The organism is Pseudomonas sp. BF-R-30 (assembly GCF_019956175.1).
Lineage (GTDB): Bacteria > Pseudomonadota > Gammaproteobacteria > Pseudomonadales > Pseudomonadaceae > Aquipseudomonas > Aquipseudomonas jessenii.
The window spans coordinates 115,489-138,907 of the sequence record NZ_JAHBDE010000006.1 but is presented as its reverse complement, the minus strand read 5'-3'; the positions used below and the strand labels follow the sequence as shown (position 1 = coordinate 138,907).

19 protein-coding genes and 5 tRNA genes are annotated in these 23,419 nt (G+C 60.3%); 17 read left to right on the top strand and 7 right to left on the bottom strand.

The features are described from left to right. The coding region (locus KGB20_RS05025; RefSeq protein WP_223473722.1) for a nucleobase:cation symporter-2 family protein at positions 1-1,195 on the top strand (1,195 nt) is incomplete at its 5' end. A 134-nt stretch (positions 1,196-1,329) separates the two neighbouring features. Here the strand turns inward: KGB20_RS05025 and KGB20_RS05020 are convergent. Next, positions 1,330-1,405: transfer RNA gene (locus KGB20_RS05020), tRNA-Asn, on the bottom strand. Positions 1,406-1,632: 227 nt separating this feature from the next. On the opposite strand from KGB20_RS05020, the gene KGB20_RS05015 reads away from it, so the two are divergent. After that, on the top strand, positions 1,633-1,863 hold the full coding sequence (locus KGB20_RS05015) for a hypothetical protein (protein WP_007978659.1): 231 nt from the start codon (positions 1,633-1,635) through the stop codon (positions 1,861-1,863). Here the strand turns inward: KGB20_RS05015 and KGB20_RS05010 are convergent. Both KGB20_RS05010 and KGB20_RS05005 read right to left on the bottom strand, forming a co-directional pair. Then, positions 1,860-2,069 carry a hypothetical protein gene (locus KGB20_RS05010; RefSeq protein ID WP_057715590.1) on the bottom strand — a complete coding sequence of 70 codons (210 nt, stop codon included), beginning with the start codon at positions 2,067-2,069 and terminating at the stop codon, positions 1,860-1,862. The genes KGB20_RS05015 and KGB20_RS05010 overlap by 4 nt on opposite strands. 232 nt (positions 2,070-2,301) lie before the next feature. Next, positions 2,302-3,498 carry an amino acid aminotransferase gene (locus tag KGB20_RS05005; RefSeq protein ID WP_008050829.1) on the bottom strand — a complete coding sequence of 399 codons (1,197 nt, stop codon included), beginning with the start codon at positions 3,496-3,498 and terminating at the stop codon, positions 2,302-2,304. 336 nt (positions 3,499-3,834) lie between these two features. Between KGB20_RS05005 and uvrB the strand changes: the two genes are divergently transcribed. Next, positions 3,835-5,850 carry an excinuclease ABC subunit UvrB gene (gene uvrB, locus KGB20_RS05000; RefSeq protein WP_057715588.1) on the top strand — a complete coding sequence of 672 codons (2,016 nt, stop codon included), beginning with the start codon at positions 3,835-3,837 and terminating at the stop codon, positions 5,848-5,850. Positions 5,851-5,969: 119 nt separating this feature from the next. Here the strand turns inward: uvrB and KGB20_RS04995 are convergent, their stop codons facing one another. Together KGB20_RS04995 and KGB20_RS04990 are read right to left on the bottom strand one after the other, a co-directional pair. Next, positions 5,970-7,460, bottom strand: a complete 1,491-nt coding sequence (locus KGB20_RS04995; RefSeq protein ID WP_174245540.1) for an MDR family MFS transporter — start codon at positions 7,458-7,460, stop codon at positions 5,970-5,972. A gap of 49 nt (positions 7,461-7,509) precedes the next feature. Continuing rightward, entirely contained in the window at positions 7,510-8,598 is a 1,089-nt protein-coding gene (locus KGB20_RS04990; RefSeq protein WP_154860620.1) for an HlyD family secretion protein, read from the bottom strand. Positions 8,599-8,828: 230 nt separating this feature from the next. Here KGB20_RS04990 and gltX point away from each other — a divergent pair, with 230 nt between their 5' ends. From gltX to KGB20_RS04940, 10 genes are all read left to right on the top strand, one after another. Next, complete coding sequence (gene gltX / locus KGB20_RS04985) at positions 8,829-10,310, top strand: glutamate--tRNA ligase (protein WP_154910079.1); 1,482 nt, start codon at positions 8,829-8,831, stop codon at positions 10,308-10,310. Positions 10,311-10,513: 203 nt separating this feature from the next. Further along, positions 10,514-10,589 (top strand) — tRNA-Ala (locus tag KGB20_RS04980). A gap of 79 nt (positions 10,590-10,668) precedes the next feature. After that, positions 10,669-10,744: transfer RNA gene (locus tag KGB20_RS04975), tRNA-Glu, on the top strand. 53 nt (positions 10,745-10,797) lie between these two features. Continuing rightward, a tRNA-Ala gene (locus KGB20_RS04970) sits at positions 10,798-10,873 on the top strand. An 80-nt stretch (positions 10,874-10,953) separates the two neighbouring features. Beyond that, a tRNA-Glu gene (locus KGB20_RS04965) sits at positions 10,954-11,029 on the top strand. 193 nt (positions 11,030-11,222) lie between these two features. Continuing rightward, positions 11,223-11,762 (top strand): TetR/AcrR family transcriptional regulator, encoded by a 540-nt coding sequence (locus tag KGB20_RS04960; RefSeq protein WP_057715584.1) that lies wholly within the window; start codon positions 11,223-11,225, stop codon positions 11,760-11,762. Between the two features lie 29 nt (positions 11,763-11,791). Next, positions 11,792-12,625, top strand: coding sequence for an alpha/beta fold hydrolase (locus KGB20_RS04955; RefSeq protein ID WP_057715583.1), 834 nt, complete (start codon positions 11,792-11,794; stop codon positions 12,623-12,625). A gap of 49 nt (positions 12,626-12,674) precedes the next feature. Then, entirely contained in the window at positions 12,675-13,112 is a 438-nt protein-coding gene (locus tag KGB20_RS04950) for an acyl-CoA thioesterase (protein ID WP_154910080.1), read from the top strand. Positions 13,113-13,313: 201 nt separating this feature from the next. After that, positions 13,314-14,273: a tRNA dihydrouridine synthase gene (locus tag KGB20_RS04945; RefSeq protein WP_057396160.1), complete on the top strand. Its 960-nt coding sequence runs from the start codon at positions 13,314-13,316 to the stop codon at positions 14,271-14,273. A gap of 132 nt (positions 14,274-14,405) precedes the next feature. Then, positions 14,406-14,852 carry an Hsp20 family protein gene (locus tag KGB20_RS04940; RefSeq protein ID WP_057715580.1) on the top strand — a complete coding sequence of 149 codons (447 nt, stop codon included), beginning with the start codon at positions 14,406-14,408 and terminating at the stop codon, positions 14,850-14,852. A 46-nt stretch (positions 14,853-14,898) separates the two neighbouring features. Here KGB20_RS04940 and KGB20_RS04935 read toward each other — a convergent pair whose 3' ends face one another. Next, the gene (locus tag KGB20_RS04935; protein ID WP_150812499.1) at positions 14,899-18,177 is read right to left on the bottom strand and encodes a PAS domain S-box protein; all 3,279 of its coding nucleotides are present in this window, start codon (positions 18,175-18,177) and stop codon (positions 14,899-14,901) included. A gap of 65 nt (positions 18,178-18,242) precedes the next feature. Further along, positions 18,243-19,133, bottom strand: a complete 891-nt coding sequence (locus KGB20_RS04930) for a LysR family transcriptional regulator (protein ID WP_057715578.1) — start codon at positions 19,131-19,133, stop codon at positions 18,243-18,245. Between the two features lie 148 nt (positions 19,134-19,281). Between KGB20_RS04930 and leuC the strand changes: the two genes are divergently transcribed. The 4 genes from leuC (at position 19,282) to leuB (ending at position 23,407) form a co-directional block, all read left to right on the top strand. Then, the gene (gene leuC, locus KGB20_RS04925; RefSeq protein ID WP_057715577.1) at positions 19,282-20,700 is read left to right on the top strand and encodes a 3-isopropylmalate dehydratase large subunit; all 1,419 of its coding nucleotides are present in this window, start codon (positions 19,282-19,284) and stop codon (positions 20,698-20,700) included. Positions 20,701-20,711: 11 nt separating this feature from the next. After that, positions 20,712-21,356, top strand: coding sequence for a 3-isopropylmalate dehydratase small subunit (gene leuD / locus KGB20_RS04920; RefSeq protein WP_015095895.1), 645 nt, complete (start codon positions 20,712-20,714; stop codon positions 21,354-21,356). A 150-nt stretch (positions 21,357-21,506) separates the two neighbouring features. Next, entirely contained in the window at positions 21,507-22,274 is a 768-nt protein-coding gene (locus tag KGB20_RS04915) for a class I SAM-dependent methyltransferase (RefSeq protein ID WP_154910081.1), read from the top strand. A gap of 50 nt (positions 22,275-22,324) precedes the next feature. Continuing rightward, complete coding sequence (leuB, locus tag KGB20_RS04910) at positions 22,325-23,407, top strand: 3-isopropylmalate dehydrogenase (protein WP_102668756.1); 1,083 nt, start codon at positions 22,325-22,327, stop codon at positions 23,405-23,407. The last annotated feature ends 12 nt before the right edge of the window (positions 23,408-23,419 follow it).

The window sequence follows — 23,419 nt, the reverse complement described above, 5'->3', positions numbered from 1 at the left end:
GTTTCAATCGGTGTTGGGGGCGGTGATAGCGGCGTCCCTGATCGGGTTGCTGATAACCCCGGTGTTCTCGCGTATCACCAAGTTCTTCCCGCCACTGGTGACCGGCATCGTGATTACCACCATCGGCCTGACGCTGATGCCGGTAGCCGCGCGCTGGGCAATGGGCGGCAACAGCCATGCGCCGGACTTCGGCAGCACGGCGAACATCGGTCTGGCGGCGGTAACGCTGGTGCTGGTACTGCTGCTGAGCAAAATCGGCAGTGCGACCATCTCTCGCCTGTCGATTCTGTTGGCCATGGTCATTGGTACGGTGATCGCGGTGTTCCTTGGCATGGCGGATTTTTCGTCCGTAACCCAGGGCCCGATGTTCGGCTTCCCGACGCCGTTCCACTTCGGCATGCCGACCTTCCACTTCGCTGCGATCCTGTCGATGTGCATCGTGGTGATGGTGACGCTGGTGGAGACCTCGGCGGACATTCTGGCCGTCGGTGAGATCATCGGCACCAAGGTTGACTCCAAGCGCCTGGGCAACGGTCTGCGCGCCGACATGCTGTCGAGCATGTTCGCGCCGATCTTCGGTTCCTTCACCCAGAGCGCCTTCGCCCAGAACGTCGGTCTGGTGGCGGTCACCGGCATCAAGAGCCGCTACGTGGTGGCAACCGGCGGTCTGTTCCTGGTGATCCTCGGTCTGCTGCCCTTCATGGGCCGGGTCATCGCCGCCGTACCGACCTCCGTACTGGGTGGCGCTGGCATCGTGCTGTTCGGTACTGTCGCGGCCAGCGGCATTCGGACCTTGTCCAAGGTCGACTACCGCAACAACGTCAACCTGATCATCGTCGCGACCTCGATTGGCTTCGGCATGATCCCGATCGCTGCACCTAGCTTCTACGATCACTTCCCGAGCTGGTTCGCGACCATTTTCCATTCGGGCATCAGTTCTTCGGCAATCATGGCCATCGTGCTGAACCTGACCTTCAACCACCTCACCGCCGGCAACTCCGACCAGCAATCGGTGTTTGCGGCCGGTACCGAGCGGGTGCTGCGTTATCAGGATCTGGCGGCGTTGCGTGAAGGGGACTACTTCAGCGACGGTAAACTGCATGATTGCGATGGCAAGGAGATTCCGGTGCTGGAATCGGAACATGGCGTGGCAGAACCACGGGCGGTCCACACGAAAAGCAGTGAGCATGTCTGACGTTCACGGCAACTGAAAAAAGCCGATCTGTCGAATAGACAGATCGGCTTTTTGCTTTTCAGGCGTTGGCTTTTCAATCGACCACAAAAAAGCCCCTGGATCTTTCGATTCAGGGGCTTTTCGATGTTGCTGTCTGGCTCCACGACCTGGACTCGAACCAGGGACCCAGTGATTAACAGTCACTTGCTCTACCAACTGAGCTATCGCGGAATGGCGCGTATCTTACTGATTCAAAAAGAGAAGTCAAGCACCGAATAACAATTGGAGCGAATCAGCGGGGCGGGCGGTGGTTTAGCGGCGATTGGCGGTTACCAGGATCGCCCCAGAGGTCTACCATGGCTGCCCGGAAGTGGTGACACGCGCTGCCGGCCATTCGCCGAAAAGGTACGCGCCATGAATCATTTGACCCTCACACCTCGACACCACGGGGTGCACCCATGAGCATCTCTCAGATCAGCCTGCCCAAAGGTGTCGGCCCCCACGCCGAAAAGTTGTTCGACGCCATCACTCAGGCCGGCACCGCTGAAGCATTGAACCGTGCTGGCGGCAAGGCCGAAGGTTTTGTCCTGGGCCTGGAAAGCACTAAAGCGATCAAGAGCCAGGTCGCTGAATCGCTATACGTCGCCTACGACGACGCTGCCAGCCAGCGTGCGACCGAACTGGCTTAACCGCCGAAGGTAATCGTGCCAAGCATCAGTTTGGCGTAGAGCGCCGTGGCACCCAATTGTACCAGCCACAGGGCCAGGCCGCCGAGAAACACACCGGCGGCCACTTGCATCACCAGGTTGTTGCCGCGTTTTGCCGGGGCGCGGGGGGTGAAGTGATCCAGGTCATCCAGGTCATCGCGGTCGGCGCGCAGGTCATCGTTTTTCATATGGGTTCTCGGGAATGCTTAGTACATAAATCCTGTGGGAGCGGGCTTGCTCGCGAAAGCGGTGGGTCAGGTTGTACAAGTATTGAATGTACTGCCGTCTTCGCGAGCAAGCCCGCTCCCACATTTTGACTTGTGTGGAGTTTAGAGGGCTGGGTCGTTGCGTTGAGAATTATCTGTGACAAATAAAAAACGGGAAGCACCATGGCTTCCCGTTTTTCATTTCAAAGTGTCATCAGATGACTTGGACGATAGCGTCCGTCACAACCTTGATGTTGCTCTGGTTCAACGCGGCCACGCAGATGCGGCCGGTGTCCAGGGCGTAGATGCCGAACTCGTTGCGCAGGCGGTGAACTTGCTCAACCGTCAGGCCGGAGTAGGAGAACATGCCGCATTGACGACCGACGAAGCTGAAATCGCGCTGAGGCGCTTTTTGTGCCAGCAGGTCGACCATCTGGGTACGCATGCCACGAATGCGCAGGCGCATTTCGGCCAGTTCGGCTTCCCACTGGGCGCGCAGTTCCGGGCTGTTCAGCACTGCAGCGACAACGCTGGCACCGTGGGTCGGCGGGTTGGAGTAGTTGGTGCGGATCACGCGTTTGACTTGCGACAACACGCGCGCGCTTTCTTCTTTCGATTCGCTGACGATCGACAGGGCACCCACGCGCTCGCCGTACAGCGAGAACGACTTGGAGAAGGAGCTGGAGGCGAAGAAAGTCAGGCCCGACTCGGCAAACAGGCGTACGGCAGCGGCGTCTTCGTCGATGCCATCGCCGAAGCCCTGGTAGGCCATGTCGAGGAACGGCACGTGGCCTTTGGCTTTAACAACTTCCAGGACGTTTTTCCAGTCCGCCGGGCTCAGGTCCACGCCGGTCGGGTTGTGGCAGCAGGCGTGTAGCACGATGATCGAGCCGTTTGGCAGCGCGTTCAGGTCTTCCAGCATGCCGGTACGGTTCACGTCGTGGGTCGCGGCGTCGTAGTAACGGTAGTTCTGCACCGGGAAACCGGCGGTTTCGAACAGCGCGCGGTGGTTTTCCCAGCTCGGGTCGCTGATCGCCACAACGGCGTTCGGCAGCAGTTGCTTGAGGAAGTCGGCACCGATTTTCAGTGCGCCAGTACCGCCAACGGCCTGGGTGGTGATTACACGGCCGGCAGCGATCAGTGGCGAATCATTGCCGAACAGCAGCTTTTGCACAGCCTGGTCGTAGGCGGCGATACCGTCGATTGGCAGGTAGCCACGGGAAACGTGTTGAGCGGCGCGAATGGTTTCGGCTTCGACAACGGCGCGCAGGAGTGGAATTCGCCCCTCCTCGTTGCAGTAAACACCGACCCCCAGGTTGACTTTGTTGGTCCGGGTATCGGCGTTGAATGCTTCGTTGAGGCCCAGGATTGGATCGCGTGGTGCCATTTCGACAGCGGAGAACAGGCTCATTATTGCGGCGGCTCTGAATGGAGTGTGGAGGGACGTGTCGCGCTCCAGCCGAATGCACTAGAGCGGTGCACAAACGGGGAGCTAGTATAGAGGCCATCCGCGATCAATGGCGACAGGCTATTCGGCTTTTAAGGTAAGTTTTTCCGATTATTTTGCGACCGTTAGTCGAATGGTGTCGGCAAAGGTTTTGCGCGATGTAGGACGTTTGCCTTGAAAGCGATGGCAATCGGCTCCACATTGAGCACAATCCAGTTTTTTCTTCGGGCGACATCGGTCGTTTGCGGTCTTTCTCGTTCGTGCCGGTTTTGCCGGCAAGCGTGATTCCAGAGGTATTTCATGTCTGAATTCCAGCTAGTCACCCGTTTCGAGCCCGCCGGCGATCAGCCGGAAGCCATCCGCCTGATGGTCGAGGGCATCGAAGCCGGGCTGGCGCACCAGACGCTGCTCGGTGTGACCGGCTCGGGCAAGACCTTCAGCATCGCCAACGTGATCGCCCAGGTGCAGCGCCCGACCCTGGTGCTGGCGCCGAACAAGACCCTGGCGGCGCAGTTGTACGGAGAGTTCAAGGCGTTCTTCCCGAACAACGCGGTGGAATATTTCGTTTCCTACTACGACTACTACCAGCCGGAAGCCTATGTGCCGTCCTCGGACACCTTCATCGAGAAAGACGCCTCGATCAACGATCACATCGAACAGATGCGCCTTTCCGCGACCAAGGCGTTGCTGGAGCGCAAGGACGCGATCATCGTCACCACGGTGTCGTGCATTTATGGTCTGGGCAGCCCGGAAACCTATTTGAAGATGGTGTTGCACGTGGATCGCGGCGACCGGCTCGACCAGCGCGAATTGCTGCGACGCCTGGCTGACCTGCAATACACCCGCAACGACATGGATTTTGCCCGTGCGACCTTCCGCGTGCGTGGCGATGTGATCGATATCCACCCGGCGGAATCCGACTTCGAGGCGATCCGCATCGAGCTGTTCGACGATGAAGTGGAAAGCCTGTCGGCGTTCGATCCGCTCACCGGTGAAGTCATTCGCAAACTGCCGCGCTTCACCTTCTACCCGAAGAGCCACTACGTGACGCCACGGGAAACCCTGATGGGCGCGGTCGAGGGCATCAAGGTCGAGTTGCAGGAGCGTCTGGAGTACCTGCGCTCCAACAACAAACTGGTGGAAGCCCAGCGCCTGGAGCAGCGCACCCGTTTCGACCTGGAGATGATCCTCGAGCTGGGTTACTGCAACGGCATCGAAAACTACTCGCGCTACCTGTCCGGCCGCGAAGCCGGCGCGGCACCACCGACCCTTTACGATTACCTGCCTGCCGATGCCTTGCTGGTGATCGACGAATCCCATGTCAGCGTTCCGCAGGTCGGTGCGATGTACAAAGGCGACCGTTCGCGTAAAGAGACGCTGGTGGAATACGGTTTCCGCCTGCCTTCGGCGCTGGATAACCGGCCGATGCGTTTCGATGAGTGGGAAAGCATCAGCCCACAGACGATTTTCGTCTCGGCGACCCCGGGCAACTACGAAGCCGAACACGCTGGCCGCGTCATTGACATGGTGGTGCGCCCGACCGGGCTGGTGGACCCACAAATCGAGATTCGCCCGGCACTGACCCAGGTCGACGACTTGCTGTCGGAAATCACCAAGCGCGTCGCTCTGGAAGAGCGAGTGCTGGTCACGACGCTGACCAAGCGCATGGCCGAAGACTTGACTGACTATTTGGCCGATCACGGCGTGCGCGTGCGCTATTTGCACTCTGACATCGACACCGTGGAGCGGGTCGAGATCATCCGTGATCTGCGCCTGGGTACTTTCGATGTGCTGGTGGGGATCAACCTGCTGCGCGAAGGCCTGGATATGCCGGAAGTGTCGCTGGTGGCGATCCTCGATGCCGACAAGGAAGGTTTCCTGCGTTCCGAGCGCTCACTGATCCAGACCATCGGGCGTGCGGCACGTAACCTTAATGGCCGGGCGATTCTGTATGCCGACCGGATTACCGGTTCCATGGAGCGCGCGATCGGCGAAACCGAGCGCCGTCGCGACAAGCAGATCGCCTTCAACCTGGCCAACGGCATCACCCCCAAAGGTGTGTTCAAGGACGTCGCCGACATCATGGAAGGCGCCACCGTGCCGGGTTCGCGTAGCAAGAAGCGCAAGGGCATGGCCAAGGCTGCGGAAGAGAACGCCAAATACGAAGCGGAATTGCGTTCGCCGGGCGAGATCGCCAAGCGTATCAAGGCCCTGGAAGAGAAGATGTATGCGTTGGCGCGCGATCTGGAGTTTGAAGCGGCGGCACAGATGCGTGATGAGATTGGCAAGTTGCGCGAGCGGTTGATTACTGTCTGAGATTTGCGGTGAATGTACGGGCCTCTTCGCGAGCAAGCTCGCTCCCACAAGGTTCGGTGTGATCCCTGTGGGAGCGAGCTTGTTCGCGATGAGGCCGGTCAGGGCGCTGCAAGTATCAATTAGTGTGCTTCCCCAGCCTTCAACCCCTCCGGCAACTTCTTGGTCAGCAACACCGCCACCATGCTGATCCCCAACGCAATCCCGACAAAATGAAACGCATCGTTGTAGGCCATGATCGACGCCTGCTGGTGGGCGATCTCGCTGAGTTTGCCCAAGGCTGCCGTTTCATTGCCCAGCCGGTCAGCCAGTGAGGCGATCCGTTCAGCCACCTGCGGATTGCTCGGCACGATGGATTCACGCAGGTAATCAAAGTAAACCTTGGTCCGCGCATCCAGCAGCGTGGCGAGCAGGGCGATGCCGATGGCGCCGCCGAGGTTGCGCAGGATGTTGAACAGGCTCGAGGCCGATCCCGCATCCTGGGGCAGGATGTAGGCGGTGGCGATCAGCGAGATGGTGACCATGATCAGCGGTTGGCCCAGGGCGCGGATGATCTGGATCTGGTTGAACTGCGGTCCGGCAAAGTCCGGGTTCAACACGCCCGAAGAGAAACTCGCCAACCCGAATAGCCCGAAGCCCAGTGTGCACAGCCATTTGGGCGAGACGTATTTCATCAATTTGGGCACCAGGGGAATCAGAAACAGCTGCGGCACGCCCATCCACATGATCACTTCGCCGATCTGCAAGGCGTTGTAGTTCTGGATCTGCGCCAGGTACAGCGGCAACAGGTAGATCGAGCCGTACAGCCCGACCCCCATCCCGACACTGGAAATGCTTGATAAGCCAAAGTTGCGATTGCGCAGGATGCCGAGGTTGATCAGCGGGTTGGGTTTGGAGGTCTGCACGATCACAAAGCTGATCAGGCTGACCAGTGCGATGCTGCCCAGGGTTACGATCAGGCTCGATTCCAGCCAGTCCTTGCGATGGCCTTCCTCCAGAAACACCTGCAAGCAACCGAGCCCGACGCCGAGGGTGAGAATGCCGGCGTAGTCGGTGCTTTTCAGCAATTCCCAGTGGGCTTCTTTCTTCTCCAGGCCGTACATCAGGCCTGCGATCATGATCAGGCCGGGCGGGATGTTGATGTAGAAAATGTATTCCCAGCCCCAGTTTTCCGTCAGCCAGCCGCCGAGGGTCGGGCCGATGGAGGGCGCGAAGGTGGCGGTCATGGCGAACATGGCCATGCCTTTGGCGCGGTGGTGTTCCGGGAGCTTGATCAGGGTCAGGGTGAACGCCAGCGGAATCAGCGCGCCACCGGTAAAGCCTTGCAGGGCGCGGAACACAATCATGCTTTCCAGGCTCCACGCCATGGAGCAGAGCAGGGACGCGACCAGGAATCCGAGGGACACCCACACCGCCAGGCGCCGGGCTGACAGCAGCTGCACGAGCCAGGCGGTGAGCGGGATCATGATGATTTCCGCCACCAGGTACGAAGTGGAAATCCACGAACCTTCTTCCAGGGTCGCCGACAGTGCACCCTGGATGTCCTTGAGCGAGGAGTTGGTGATCTGGATGTCCAGCACCGCCATGAACGCACCGAGCATCACGCTCATCACCGCAATCCAGTCCCGCCGGGTCGGTTCGCCGACCGGGCGGATCAGTTGATCACCGGCCATCGTCAGGGGCGTCTTTGTGGCTCACTTTGGGGGTGATTTCTTCAGGGGCGTCCTTGATGTTCACCTTGGCGGTGACCGACATGCCCGGGCGGATCTTGCCGCGTAGCGGATTGTCCGCGGCGAAGGTCAGTTTGACCGGAATCCGTTGTACGACTTTGGTGAAGTTGCCCGTGGCATTGTCCGGCGGCAACAGGCTGAACTGCGCGCCCGAGGCGGCGAACAGGCTGTCGACCCGGGCTTTGATCGGGGTGTCGCTGTAGGCGTCGAAGGTCAGTTCGGCTTCCTGGCCGGGTTGCATGTGGCCAATCTGGGTTTCCTTGAAATTGGCCTGAATCCAGATGTCTTCGTCCGGCACGATCGACAACAGGTAAGCGCCGGCCTGCACATATTGGCCTTCGCGGGCTGCACGCTGGCCGATCAGGCCGCTGATGGGGGCATGGATTTCGCTGCGGGTCAGGTTCAGTTCGGCCTGGGCCAGGTCGGTTTTGGCGTTGGCGATCTGCGCGTCGAGGCGTTTGATCTCTGCATTCAGCGCATTGACCTGCTGGCGCTGGCTTTGCGCGTCGGCCTGGGCCTTGGCCACTTGCGAGCGTGCGATGTGGTTGTCGGCGGAGAGGGTGGTCACCCGTTCTTCCGAGATATAGCCGGGTTTGCGCAAGGTCTCGGCACGGGTCAGGTCGATCTGCGAGCGACCCAGGCTGGCCTGGCTGGACGCGACCTGCGCTTCGCTGGCGGCAATCAGGCTGGCCTGCTGGGTCAGTTTACTCTGGGCTTGCAGGCGTTCGGCCTGGCGGGTGGCCAGGGCGGCATTGGCGCGGTCGACAGCGAGGCGGAAGTCGTCGCCTTCGAGTTTGACCAGCAACTGGCCTTTCTCGACATGCTGGTTGTCCTGCACCAGCACCTGATCGATACGCGCGCCCAATTGGCTCGACACGCGGGTGATCTCGCCCTGGACATAAGCGTTGTCGGTGCTTTCATAAAAGCGCCCCTTCAAGAGCCAATGGGCAAACAGGCCCCCGGCAACCAACAGGACAATCAGCAGGAACGAGAAGAGGCGACGCTTGAGTTGGGCAGGCATGGGGCAAACTGTAGTCGAGAAATTGTAAGAGAAGTTATCAGCGGGCAAATCTGGCATACAGCCGATAAGCGGTAAATGCTGTCGGCTGATTTTCGGCCATTCACCTCCCTGTACGGGCGTTACAGACGCAACCTTGGCTTAAATGCCCTGTTCACTGGAGCCGGGCGGGTGTCGCCTGTTACCATTCGCGCCTTGTTTGAACTTCGCTTTTATTCTTTTCGAGACATGCCATGACCACCGTCCGCACTCGCATCGCGCCATCGCCTACCGGGGATCCCCACGTAGGTACCGCCTATATCGCCTTGTTCAACTACTGCTTTGCCAAGCAGCACGGCGGTGAGTTCATCCTGCGGATCGAAGACACTGACCAGCTGCGTTCGACCCGCGAGTCCGAACAGCAGATTTTCGACGCCTTGCGCTGGCTCGGGATCGACTGGAGCGAAGGCCCGGATGTCGGCGGCCCGCACGGTCCGTACCGTCAAAGCGAGCGCGGCGACATTTACCAGAAGTATTGCCAGCAACTGGTCGAAATGGGCCATGCCTTCCCGTGCTTCTGCACCGCCGAAGAGCTGGACCAGATGCGCGCCGAGCAAATGGCTCGCGGCGAAACCCCGCGTTACGACGGCCGCGCGCTGCTGCTGTCCAAGGAAGAGGTCGCCCGTCGCCTGGCCGCTGGCGAGCCCCACGTTATCCGCATGAAAGTACCGAGCGAAGGCGTTTGCGTGGTGCCGGACATGCTCCGTGGCGACGTTGAAATCCCGTGGGACCGCATGGACATGCAAGTCCTGATGAAGACCGACGGCCTGCCGACCTACTTCCTGGCCAACGTGGTCGACGACCACCTGATGGGCATCACCCACGTATTGCGTGGCGAAGAGTGGCTGCCATCGGCACCGAAGCTGATCCTGCTTTACGAATACTTCGGCTGGGAACAGCCGGAGCTGTGCTACATGCCGCTGCTGCGTAACCCGGACAAGAGCAAGCTGTCCAAGCGCAAGAACCCGACCTCGGTGACCTTCTACGAGCGCATGGGCTTCATGCCGGAAGCGATGCTCAACTACCTGGGTCGCATGGGCTGGTCGATGCCGGACGAGCGCGAGAAGTTCTCGCTGCAGGAAATGGTCGACAACTTCGACCTCAAGCGCGTGTCCCTCGGCGGGCCGATCTTCGACATCGAGAAGCTGTCGTGGCTCAACGGCCAGTGGCTGCGCGATCTGCCGGTGGAAGAGTTCGCCGCGCGCGTGCAGAAGTGGGCGTTCAATTCCGAATACATGATGAAGATCGCACCGCACGTACAGGGCCGGGTCGAAACCTTCAGCCAGGTGGCACCGCTGGCCGGGTTCTTCTTTGCCGGTGGCGTGAGCCCGGATGCGAAGTTGTTCGAATCGAAGAAGCTGTCGGGTGATCAGGTTCGTCAGTTGATGCAGTTGATCCTGTGGAAGCTCGAAAGCCTGCGTCAGTGGGAAAAGGACAGCATCACCGCGACCATTCAGGCGGTGGTCGAATCCCTGGAGCTGAAGCTGCGTGATGCCATGCCGCTGATGTTCGCTGCGATCACTGGCCAGGCCAGCTCGGTGTCGGTGCTCGATGCGATGGAAATCCTCGGGCCGGACCTGACCCGTTTCCGTCTGCGCCAGGCCATTGACCTGCTGGGCGGCGTGTCGAAGAAAGAAAACAAGGAGTGGGAAAAGCTGTTGGGCGCGATTGCCTGACACGCTTGATGAAGGGCTGATGGCCATTGTGTGTGCCCGTCGTTGGGCGCGCAGTGGTCCTCAGACCCCGATTTTTCGGGGGGGAGGGCGGTAAGTGATTGTTATGTCGGCAAAAAATTTTAATTTTTTTGAAAAATAAGTTTGACAGGCTTTCGATACGCCCTTAAGATTCGCCCCGTCCTCAGCGATGACATCAACGATGAGGGGCTATAGCTCAGCTGGGAGAGCGCTTGCATGGCATGCAAGAGGTCGACGGTTCGATCCCGTCTAGCTCCACCAATTTACACTTCAAGGTCTGGCCACACCGGCCTTGAAGCGATCAGATCTCAGCACTGATCAGTTGTATAGAAGGGTTTGCGTCCCCTTCGTCTAGTGGCCTAGGACACCGCCCTTTCACGGCGGTAACAGGGGTTCGAGTCCCCTAGGGGACGCCAGTTTTACAGAAGCGATGTTGCAAGATGTCGCTCCGCCGCGAGGCGAAAAATCCGGGGCTATAGCTCAGCTGGGAGAGCGCCTGCATGGCATGCAGGAGGTCAGCGGTTCGATCCCGCTTAGCTCCACCAATTTTACAGTTCAAGGTCTGGCCACACCGGCCTTGAATCGATCAGCACTCAGCACTGATCAGTTGTATAGAAGGGTTTGTGTCCCCTTCGTCTAGTGGCCTAGGACACCGCCCTTTCACGGCGGTAACAGGGGTTCGAGTCCCCTAGGGGACGCCACGATTACCCGCTCTGCGGGATTTATAAGGGTCATTCAATTATTGAATGGCCCTTTTGTTTGTCTGGCGTTTGGCCAAATTCCTCCATTTCCAAAATTTCCAAAAAAACTGTTCTTCAGACCAGCGGTCATGCCCATGACTTGCTAAAATTTATTATGAGAATAATATTTCAATCGTAATATTCGGAGGCAACGATGAACGATAAAAAAGCCCAAACCCGCGAACGCATCCTCAAGGCTGCCAGCGCAGCGCTGATTCAGCGCGGCCCGGCCGAGCCAAGCGTGGGCGAAGTGATGGGCGCGGCGGGCTTGACGGTCGGCGGCTTCTACGCCCACTTCGAAAGCAAGGACGCGATGATGCTGGAGGCGTTCAGGCAATTGCTCGGTCACCGCCGTGACCTGATTGCCGACATGGACGCGGAGTTGACCGGCGAAGAGCGCCGAGCGCTGGTGGCGGCGTTCTATCTGTCGCGCAAGCACCGTGATTCCTCCGAATCGGCCTGTCCGATCCCGGCATCGGTCGGCGAACTGGGGCGGCTGCCGGAAGCGTTTCGTGTCGCGCTCAATGAGCATGTGGAATTGATGGTCGCGCAGTTGGCGGCCAGCCCTGAAGAAACCGAAAAAGCCCTGGCCGACATGGCCTTGATGGTGGGGGGGCTGGCTCTGGCGCGGGCGCTGGGGCCAGGAGAGTTGTCCGATCGATTACTGCGCGCCGCCAAATCGGCGGTGCGTTGACCTGAAGGCTGCGGCCTGAGGAGAATGCGATGAGCACGTTAAAGTGGGTTCGTGGCGTTAATGGCACCTTGGGCTGGTTTGCCCCGAAACTGGTCGCAAGCAAAATGCGACAGGCGTTCATGACGCCACGGGATCTGCCGCTGCGTGACTGGGAGCTGCCACTGTTGGCCAAGTCCGAGCGGGTCACCTTGCGTTTCGGTCTCTCGGCCTTGCGTTGGGGGCAGGGCCCGGCAGTATTGCTGATGCATGGCTGGGAAGGGCGGCCGACGCAGTTTGCCAGCCTCATCACCGCGCTGGTCGATGCCGGTTACTCGGTCGTGGCCCTGGATGGTCCGGCCCACGGTCGCTCACCGGGCAGTGAAGCGAATGTGGTGCTGTTCGCCCGCGCCATGCTGGAAGCGGCCGCCGAACTTCCACCCCTGCAAGCGGTCATCGGCCACTCCATGGGCGGCGCCAGTGCGATGCTCGCGGTCCAGTTGGGCCTGCGCACCGAAACCCTGGTCAGCATTGCTGCCCCGGCGCGGATTCTCGGTGTGTTGCGTGGTTTTGCCCGCTATGTCGGGCTGCCACCGAAGGCCCGCTCGGCGTTCATTCGCCAGGTCGAGCAAGATGTCGGCATGCGAGCCGCGACGCTGGATGTCGCGCACTATCAACTCGACATGCCCGGCCTGATTGTCCATGCCGAAGACGACAACTTTGTCTCTGTGAAGGAATCCCAGCTGATCCATGAAGCCTGGTTCGACAGCCGCTTGTTGCGTTTGAAAGACGGTGGTCATCAGCGAGTGTTGGCCGACCCTCGGGTGATTGATGGCGTGTTATCACTGCTGGCCGGGCGCAGTCTGCAATCACGCCAATCCGCCTGAGCTTCCGTTACACTGCCCCGGTCGAAATTATCTGACCAGGGAGTCGGGCATGGGCTGGGATCGGGAAACGCCATTCATCATTGATCTGCAAGTGAGCGCCGAGGACATTGACGGGTTGGGGCACGCGAACAACGCGGTCTACGTGACCTGGCTCGAACGCTGTGCCTGGCGCCACTCCCAGCGTCTTGGCCTGGACCTGGTCGAGTATCGGCGGCTGGACCGGGCGATGGCGGTGGTGCGGCACGAGATCGATTACCTGGCGGCAGCCTATGAGGACGATGAGTTGCAATTGGCGACCTGGATCGTCGATTGGGATCAGCGCCTTAAAATGACCCGGCACTTCCAGTTGGTCCGCCCCAGCGATAATTCGACGTTGCTGCGGGCGCAGACCACCTTCGTCTGCATCGAGCTGTCCACGGGCAAGCCCAAGCGCATGCCGGCGGAGTTCATCGAGGGTTATGGCCCGGCGTTGCAAACCCCGGCCTGACACTGGTTCCTGTGGCGAGGGGGCTTGCCCCCGTTCGGCTGCGAAGCAGTCGCAAAACCTGTCGATGCATTTTATCTGACGAAATGCCGGGGCCGCTTCGCGACCCAACGGGGGCAAGCCCCCTCGCCACAAGGGTATGCGCAAGTCTTTCGATCGATTATCCAGTAAACTGCCGCACGTTTTTCCTCGAGTGTGTTTTTCATGCAAATTGCTTTGGCGCCCATGGAGGGGTTGGTCGACGACATCCTGCGCGACGTGCTGACCCGTGTGGGTGGTATTGACTGGTGCGTGACCGAGTTCATCCGGGTCAACGACCAGTTGCTTACACCTGCCTATTTCCACAAGTTCGGTCCGGAGTTGCTCAACGGTGCCCGGACGGCCTCCGGTGTGCCGCTGCGTGTGCAACTGCTCGGTTCCGATCCTGTGTGCCTGGCGGAAAATGCCGCGCTGGCTTGTGAGCTGGGTTCCGAAGTGATCGACCTGAACTTCGGCTGTCCGGCCAAGACCGTCAACAAATCCCGTGGTGGTGCGGTATTGCTCAAGGAACCCGAGCTGCTCAACCAGATCGTCGAGCACGTCCGTCGTGCCGTCCCCGCGCACATTCCAGTCACCGCCAAGATGCGCCTGGGCTTCGACAGCCCGGACGGCTCGCTGGTGTGTGCCACGGCCCTGGCCGAAGGCGGTGCCGAACATATCGTGGTGCATGCGCGGACCAAGGTCGACGGCTACAAGCCGCCGGCACACTGGGAGTGGATTCCGCGGGTGCAGGACGTGGTCAAGGTGCCGGTGTTCGCCAATGGCGACATCTGGAGCGTCGAAGACTGGCGTCGTTGCCGCGAGATCAGCGGCGTGGAAGACATCATGCTCGGTCGCGGCCTGGTTTCGCGCCCGGATCTCGCCCGGCAGATCGCCGCGGCGCGGGCCGGTGAAGAGGTGGTCGAGATGACCTGGACCGAGTTGTTGCCGCTGATCCAGGACTTCTGGCTGCAAGCCAAGGCACAAATGACGCCACGCCAGTCGCCGGGCCGTCTGAAGCAATGGCTGGCGATGCTGACCCGCAATTATCCCGAGGCGGTAGAGCTCTTTACCGTGCTGCGTCGTGAGACCGAGCTGGATAACGTCTCGCGTTTGCTGGGGCTGCCGGTGGCGGAAGCGGCCTGAAATTTTTTGTAAAAAAAGCAGAAAACAATCTCTTGAAATGCAATCAGCGGTCCCTATTTAAGGATTACGCGATGCCGAATTCGGGTCGCGGAGACAAAAAACCTTGCTGATTGTTTTCAGGAGATTTGCATCATGGCTACTACATTATCCTTGGCCCCACTGTTCCGTTCCTCGGTAGGTTTCGACCGTTTCAACGACCTGTTCGAGACCGCCCTGCGCAACGAGCCAGGCAGCAGCTATCCACCCTATAACGTGGAGAAACACGGCGACGATCAATACCGCATCGTGATTGCCGCGGCCGGTTTCCAGGAAGAAGATCTGGAGCTCGAAGTCGAGAAAGGTGTGCTGACCATCAGTGGCGGTAAACGCGACGCGAACGAAGACGTCACTTATCTGTATCAGGGCATTGCGCAGCGTGCGTTCAAGCTGTCCTTCCGTCTGGCGGACCACATCGAGATCAAGGCTGCCGGCCTGAGCAACGGTCTGTTGAGCATCGACCTGCTACGGGTGATTCCGGAAGAGGCGAAAGCCAAGCGCATCCCGATCAACGGGACGCAAAAGCCGGCTCTGCAACACTGAGTCGGAGCAAGAAGAAGGGCGCCATTGGCGCCCTTTTTTGTGCCTGTCACTTCAGCAGTTTTTGAAACTCCTCCACCGGCAACGGCTGGCTGTGCAAATACCCTTGGTAGAAGTGACACTCCAGTCCCTGCAGGAACTCAAGCTGCTCCGCCGTTTCCACCCCTTCGGCGATCACCTTCAAATCCAGGCTGTGGGCCATGGCGACGATGGCGCGGATGATCTCGGCGTCGTTCGGGTCGCTGGTGGCGTCGCGGATGAATGACTTGTCGATTTTCAGGGTGTCGACCGGCAAGCGCTTGAGGTAGGTCAGCGAGGAGTAGCCAGTGCCGAAGTCGTCCATGGCGAAGCTCACACCGAGTTTTTTCAGGCGGCGCATTTTGCTGATGGTGTCTTCCAGGTTCTGGATCACGATGCCTTCGGTGATTTCCAGTTTCAACAGGGAGCAGGGCAGGCCATAGGTGTTCAGGCTGTTTTCGACACGTTCGACGAAATCGTTCTGGCGGAACTGGCGCGGGCTGATGTTCACGCACAGGCTGAATTTATACGGATTCACCAGACCGTCGTCGATCAACCGTTTGAAGGCCTGGCAGGCTTCGTCGAGGATCCAGGTGCCGACCTCCAGAATCAGTCCGCTGTCTTCCAGCACCTTGATGAACTCGGCGGGTGACTGCGGGCCGAGTTCCGGATGATTCCAGCGCACCAGGGCCTCGGCACCGACGATGCGGTCGCCCCGGGCGTCGACCTGGGGTTGGTAATGCACGCGAAACTCGCCCCGGGAAAGGGCCAGGCGCAGGTCGGTTTCCATGCGCAGGCGTTCGCTCGCGGCCTTCTGCATGGTGTTGTGGTACATCTGCGTGGTATTGCGACCCGAGTCCTTGGCGCGATAGAGCGCGATGTCGGCGCGCTTGAGCAGGTCGGTCGGGGTCGAGCCGTGATCGGGGATCAGCGCAATGCCGATGCTGGGTGTCACTTGCAGGCGCTGGCCGTCGAGGAACATCGGTTCGGACAGCAGCTCGCGGATGGTGTCGGCCACTTCGCGAACCTGTTCACTGACCTCGCTGCGCGAGCCTTCGAGGCCGCTGAGCAGTACCACGAATTCGTCACCGCCCAGGCGCGCAACGGTGTCCTCCATGCGCACGCTGGCCTCCAGGCGAGCGGTGATGATTTTCAGCACGGTATCGCCCACCGGGTGCCCGAGGGAGTCGTTGATGTGCTTGAAATGGTCGAGGTCGAGGAACATCAGCGCGCCCCGCAGGTTATGCCGTTTGAGCAGGGCGATCTGCTGGCTCAGGCGGTCCATCAGCAAGGCACGGTTGGGCAGGTTGGTCAGTGGGTCGTGATAGGCCAGGTGGCGGATCTGCGCTTCGGCATTTTTCAGCAGGCTGACGTCGCGCGCGGTCAGCAGCAGGCAGGCGGTTTCATTGAGGGTGATCGGTTCCACCGAGACTTCGACGGTGAGCAGTTCGCCGCGCTTGTTGCGCCCGAGCATTTCCTGGTGATGAACCCGTCCCTTGATCTGCAATTCGGCCAGCAGCGCCGAGCGTTGTTTTTCTTCGGCCCAGATCCCGACCTGGTACACCGTGCGGCCCACCACCTCCTCGGCGCGGTAGCCGGTCAGGCGGCAGAAGCCGTCGTTGACCTCCAGATAGCGTCCGGTGTCGCGCTCGGTGATGGTGATGGCGTCGGGGCTGGAGTGGAAGGCCTTGGCGAATTTCTCTTCACTGGCCTTGAGCGCCGCTTCCGAGCGCTGTTGCTGGGTGATATCGCGCAGGGTGGTGACGATGCAGGGCTGGTCGCCGACGCTGATCTGGCGGCTGGAAATCACACAAGTCAGGGTCTGTCCTTCCTTGTGCTGGACCAGAATGGCCACGTTGTTCAGGCCTTGTTCGCGGATCACTTGTTCGATTCGTCGCAGGCTTTTCGCCGAAGCGTCCCACAGGCCGATTTCGTCGGCGCTGCGGCCGATCACATCGGCGGTGCTCCAGCCGAAAGTCTGGGTGAAGCTGGAGTTGATTTCAATGAACTGGCCGGAGTCCTGGCGGGTGACGCAGATCGGATCGGGGCTGACCTGGAACAGCGTGGCGAATTTCTCTTCGGAGGCCACCAGCCGTTGTTCGCGTTCCACCTGATCAGTGATATCGAGCAAGGTGCCGGCCATGCGCACCGGCACACCGTTGTCATCGCGGTAGAGGCGGGCACGGCTTTCCAGATAGCGCGAGGTGCCGTCGGGCAATTGCACGCGGTAGGTCAATTGATAGTTGCCGGCCGGGCCTTCACGCAGACTGCGGTAAGCGTCGCGCATGGTGTCGCGTTCTTCGCCGGGCACGCCTTCGAAGAACTCGTCGAAGGACTCGTGGAAGGGCTTGGCGTCCAGACCGTGCAGTTGGGCGGCCCGTGCCGATCCGTAGAGCATGCCGCTGGGAATGTGCCAGTCCCAGGTGCCGAGTTGCGCCGAGTCCAGTGCCAGGTCGAGGCGTTCCTGGCTGTCCTTTAGGGCTTGTTCGGCGACTTTGCGCTCGGTGGTGTCAAGGAACGTGCTCAGTAGATAGGGCTGGCCTTCGAGCTCGACCTTTTGCGCACTGAGGATGCCGTCGTGGACCTGGCCATTGCTGGCGCGAAACTGCACTTCCATGCTGACCAGGTCGCCTTTGGCTTTGGTGGCCTTGACCAGTTCGGCCCGTTGTTCGGGATGCACCCACAGGCCCAGTTCCAGGGTGGTGCGGCCGATCGCGTTTTGCACCGGCCAGCCGAACAGGCTTTCGAAATACTGGTTGGCTTCGGTGATCAGGCCGTCTTCCTGGCGGGTCAGCAGGACCATGTTGGGGCACAGGTGGAACAGGGTGGCGAAGCGTTTTTCCGAGCTGCTCAACGCCTGTTCGCGCTGGCGCTGGTGGGTAATCTCGCGGATCACACCGATCATCCGTGGCCGGCCGTGCTTGTCCGGTAACAGGCTGCCGCTGATTTCCAGCCAGTGCAGGCTGCCATCGGGCCAGCGGATGCGGTGATGCATCGCTTGCTCCAGCGGTGCGCCAGCGATGACTGCGTGGAACGCGCGAACGGTTTTCGCACGATCCTCCGGAGGCAGCAAGTCGAGGTATTCCAGATCCGATGGCAACGGTTTGCGGGGATCGAAGCCGAACAGCGCCTGCGTGCCCCGGGACCAACTGATCTTCCCGCGCTCGATGTCCCAATACCACGCACCCAGGCGCGCGCCGTTGAGCGCGGCCAACAATTGCGGGGCACTTTCCCAGCTCTGTTCGGAGCTTTTCGGGTCAAGTGCCTGTATACGCGGCATTGGCGGAATACGGTCAACAGATTTGGGCATTGGCAAGCCTTGGGCTGAATGGGCGTTTGGGGCAGGAATTCGCGGCTCTACAGGATTAGCACAGCTTAGCCTTGAGTCCCTGGCTGATCGAGTTGAGCGTCCAGCAAGGCCATGAAGGCCCGCGCAGCATTCGACAGCGTCCTTTCTGTGTGCAAGATATAGCCTAGCTGGCGAGTGAGCTGTATGCCCGGCAAAGGTATGCGCGCCACCTGGTCATCGAGCATGGTGCGCGGCAAAACGCTCCAGGCCAGGCCGATCGAGACCATCATCTTGATGGTTTCCAGGTAGTTGGTGCTCATGGCGATGTTTGGCGTCAGGCCCTGGGCTTCAAACAGCCGCTGCACAATGTGGTGGGTAAAGGTATTGCCACCGGGGAAGACCGCCGGGTGTCGGGCGATGTCCGCCAGGCTGACCTTGCCGTTATTGAGCAACGAATGCTCCGGGGCAACCACGAAATCCAGCGGGTCGTCCCATACCGGGGTGGCCTTGACCAGCGCATGGGGTTCCGGCGCCAGGGTAATGACCGCCAGTTCGGCGCGGCCATGGAGAATTTCCTCGTAGGCCACTTCCGAATCGAGGAACTGAATATCCAGCGCCACTTGTGGGTAGAGTCGGGTGAACTCCCTCAGCAAGGGCGGCAAACGGTGCAAGCCGATGTGGTGACTGGTGGCCAGGGTCAGACGGCCGGTCACCTCGCCGGTGAGGTTGGTCAGGGCTCTGCGCGTATCATCGAGGACATTGAGAATCTGATAAGCCCGCGGCAGCAGGGCGCGCCCGGCCTCGGTCAGGCCCACTTCACGACCCAGACGGTCGAACAACCGCACCTTCAATTGCTGCTCCAGCCCGGCGATGCGCTTGCTGATGGCCGGCTGGGTCAGGTGCAGCCGTTCCCCGGCGCCGGAGAAGCTTCCGGTCTCGGCGATGGCAATAAAGGCATTGAGGTTGGCCAGGTCCATAGTTGCATTCCAGTTGGTTATCCAAAGCATAAAAAATATGAATTTGAGTTATTTAATGTAACCCCATAGGATCAGCCTCACAAGCCAAGGGGTTATTGAGTCGCTCAAGACCCAGGGCATAGAAACAAGCTGATGAGGAAACCGTCTGATGGCCGGCAAAACGCTCTACGACAAGCTCTGGGATTCGCATTTGGTCAAGCAGCGCGACGATGGCTCTGCGCTAATCTACATCGATCGTCACATCATCCACGAAGTGACCTCGCCGCAAGCCTTCGAAGGCCTGCGTCTGGCCGGGCGCAAGCCATGGCGCATCGATGCCAACATCGCGACCCCGGACCACAACGTACCGACCACGCCGGAGCGCAAGGGCGGCATCGACGCCATCGTTGACCAGGTTTCGCGCCTGCAAGTCCAGACCCTCGATGACAACTGCGATGAATACGGCATTGTCGAGTTCAAGATGAACGACGTTCGCCAGGGCATCGTCCATGTCATCGGCCCGGAGCAAGGCGCAACCTTGCCCGGCATGACCGTGGTCTGCGGCGACTCCCATACCTCGACCCATGGCGCATTCGGCGCATTGGCTCACGGTATCGGCACTTCCGAGGTCGAGCATGTGCTCGCCACCCAGTGCCTGGTCGCCAAGAAAATGAAAAACATGCTGGTGCGCGTCGAAGGCCAATTGCCGTTCGGCGTGACCGCCAAGGACATCGTGCTCGCGGTGATCGGCAAGATCGGCACCGCCGGCGGTAACGGCCACGCCATCGAGTTCGCCGGCAGCGCGATTCGCGACCTGTCCGTCGAAGGCCGCATGACCATCTGCAACATGTCCATCGAGGCCGGCGCTCGCGTAGGCCTGGTGGCTGCGGACGAAAAAACCGTGGCTTACGTCAAGGGCCGTCCATTTGCCCCGAAAGGCGCGGAATGGGACCTGGCCGTTGAAGCCTGGAAAGACCTGGTGTCTGACGCCGATGCCACGTTTGATACGGTTGTCGAGCTCGATGCGACCCAGATCAAGCCGCAAGTCAGCTGGGGTACTTCGCCTGAGATGGTGCTGGCGGTAGACCAGAACGTGCCGGATCCTGCGAAGGAAATGGACCTGGTCAAGCGCGACTCCATCGTCCGTGCCTTGAAGTACATGGGTTTGACCGCCAATCAGGCGATCACCGACATTCAGCTCGACCGTGTGTTCATCGGTTCCTGCACCAACTCGCGGATCGAAGACCTGCGTGCGGCGGCCGTGATCGCCAAGGGCCGTAAAGTGGCCTCGACCATCAAGCAGGCCATCGTGGTGCCGGGCTCGGGCCTGGTTAAAGCCCAGGCTGAATCGGAAGGCCTGGACAAGATTTTCCTCGAAGCCGGTTTCGAATGGCGTGAGCCGGGTTGCTCGATGTGCCTGGCGATGAACCCGGACCGCCTGGAGTCCGGTGAGCATTGCGCCTCGACCTCCAACCGTAACTTCGAAGGCCGTCAGGGTGCCGGTGGTCGTACTCACCTCGTCAGCCCGGCCATGGCCGCGGCCGCTGCTATAAACGGTCGTTTCGTCGACGTCCGTGAATTGATCTGAAGGAGCGCAGCATGAAAGCTTTTACCCAGCACACTGGTCTTGTCGCGCCTTTGGATCGTGCCAACGTCGACACCGACCAGATCATCCCGAAGCAGTTCCTGAAGTCGATCAAGCGCACGGGCTTTGGCCCGAACCTGTTCGATGAATGGCGCTACCTGGATGTGGGCCAGCCTTACCAGGACAACTCCAAGCGTCCGCTGAACAAGGACTTCGTCCTCAACGCCGAACGTTACCAGGGCGCCAGCGTGTTGCTGGCCCGCGAGAACTTCGGTTGCGGCTCCAGCCGTGAACACGCGCCGTGGGCGCTGGAAGAGTACGGTTTCCGCAGCATCATCGCGCCGAGCTATGCCGACATCTTCTTCAACAACAGCTTCAAGAACGGCTTGCTGCCGATCATCTTGAGCGACGCCGAAGTCGACGAACTGTTCCAGCAGGTCGAGGCCAATCCGGGCTATCAGTTGCAGGTTGACCTGCAGGCCCAGACCGTGACCCGTCCGGATGGCAAGGTGTTGAGCTTTGAAATTGATGCGTTTCGCAAGCATTGCCTGTTGAACGGCCTGGACGATATCGGCCTGACCTTGCAGGACGGCGATGCGATTGCAGCATTTGAGGCCAAACATCGTGCGAGCCAGCCTTGGTTGTTTCGCGACGCTTGAATGATTCGAGATTGATGTAGTCAGGGCCGGCCTCTTCGCGAGCAAGCCCGCTCCCACATTCTGAAATGCATTCCAATGTGGGAGCGGGCTTGCTCGCGAAGACGGCAGCCCAGATACCACAAGGCTAAAACCTGAAAAAGGAAGTCCCTCATGACCAGCACCGCCCAGCACAGCCAGGTAGTCCAGAAGCAATTCGGTGAACAGGCCTCGGCCTACCTGAGCAGCGCCGTACACGCTCAAGGCACCGAATTCGCGCTGCTACAGGCCGAACTGGCGGGGCAGGCCGAGGCCCGGGTCCTGGATCTGGGGTGCGGCGCAGGTCACGTGAGTTTTCACGTAGCCTCATTGGTGAAAGAGGTGGTGGCCTACGACCTGTCGCAGCAAATGCTCGACGTGGTCGCTGCCGCTGCTGTCGACCGTGGCTTGAGCAACGTAACCACGGTCAACGGTGCCGCCGAGCGCCTGCCGTTCGCCGATGGCGAATTCGATTTCGTCTTCAGCCGCTATTCGGCGCACCATTGGAGCGACCTGGGCGCGGCCCTGCGGGAGGTGCGTCGAGTCCTGAAGCCGGGCGGTGTGGCCGCGTTCGTCGACGTGTTGTCACCGGGTAGCCCGCTGTTCGACACTTACCTGCAAAGCGTCGAAGTGCTGCGCGACACCAGCCATGTGCGCGATTATTCCGCCGGCGAGTGGTTGCGCCAGGTCAGCGAGGCGGGGCTGCACACCCGCAGTACCACCCGTCAGCGCTTGCGCCTGGAATACAACAGCTGGGTCGAGCGCATGCGCACACCGCAGGTGATGCGCGCGGCGATCCGCGAGTTGCAGCAGTCGATGGGCAATGAAGTACGCGAATATTTTGAGATTGAGGCCGATGGTTCGTTCAGTACGGATGTGCTGGTACTGATGGCCGAGCGATAGAATTTTTCCGGGTGCGCCCAAGGCGCACCGACTGATGACATGAGGAAAGCATGAGCAAGCAGATTCTGATTCTCCCAGGTGACGGTATTGGCCCGGAAATCATGGCCGAAGCGGTCAAGGTGCTGGAATTGGCCAGCGACAAGTTCGCCCTGGGTTTCGAGCTGAGCTTTGATGTGATCGGTGGCGCTGCCATCGACAAGCACGGCGTGCCGTTGGCCGACGAAACCCTGGAGCGTGCCCGCGCGGCCGACGCCGTGTTGCTGGGCGCCGTTGGCGGCCCGAAATGGGATGCCATCGAACGCGACATCCGCCCTGAACGCGGTCTGCTGAAAATCCGTGCGCAACTGGGCCTGTTCGGCAACCTGCGTCCGGCGATCCTGTACCCGCAACTGGCCGAGGCTTCCAGCCTGAAGCCGGAAATCGTGGCCGGCCTGGACATCCTGATCGTTCGCGAGCTGACCGGCGGCATCTACTTTGGCGCGCCTCGTGGTACCCGTACCCTGGAAAACGGCGAGCGTCAGTCCTATGACACCCTGCCGTACAGCGAAAGCGAAATCCGCCGCATCGCCCGTGTCGGTTTCGACATGGCCATGGTCCGTGGCAAGAAGCTGTGCTCGGTGGACAAGGCCAACGTACTGGCTTCCAGCCAACTGTGGCGTGAAGTGGTCGAACAAGTGGCCAAGGATTATCCTGAAGTCGAACTGAGCCACATGTACGTCGACAACGCCGCGATGCAGCTGGTGCGCGCACCGAAGCAGTTCGACGTGATCGTTACCGACAACATGTTCGGCGACATCCTGTCCGACCAGGCCTCGATGCTCACCGGTTCCATCGGCATGCTGCCGTCGGCGTCCCTGGACACCAACAACAAGGGCATGTACGAGCCGTGCCACGGTTCGGCCCCGGACATCGCGGGCAAGGGCATCGCCAACCCGCTGGCGACCATTTTGTCGGTGTCGATGATGTTGCGTTACAGCTTCAACCAGCAGGCCGCGGCCGATGCCATCGAGAAAGCCGTCAGCCTGGTGCTGGATCAGGGCTTGCGCACCGGTGACATCTGGTCGGCCGGTTGCACTAAAGTCGGTACGCAGGAAATGGGTGACGCAGTAGTCGCCGCGCTGCGGAATCTGTAATCTCTCGGGCCC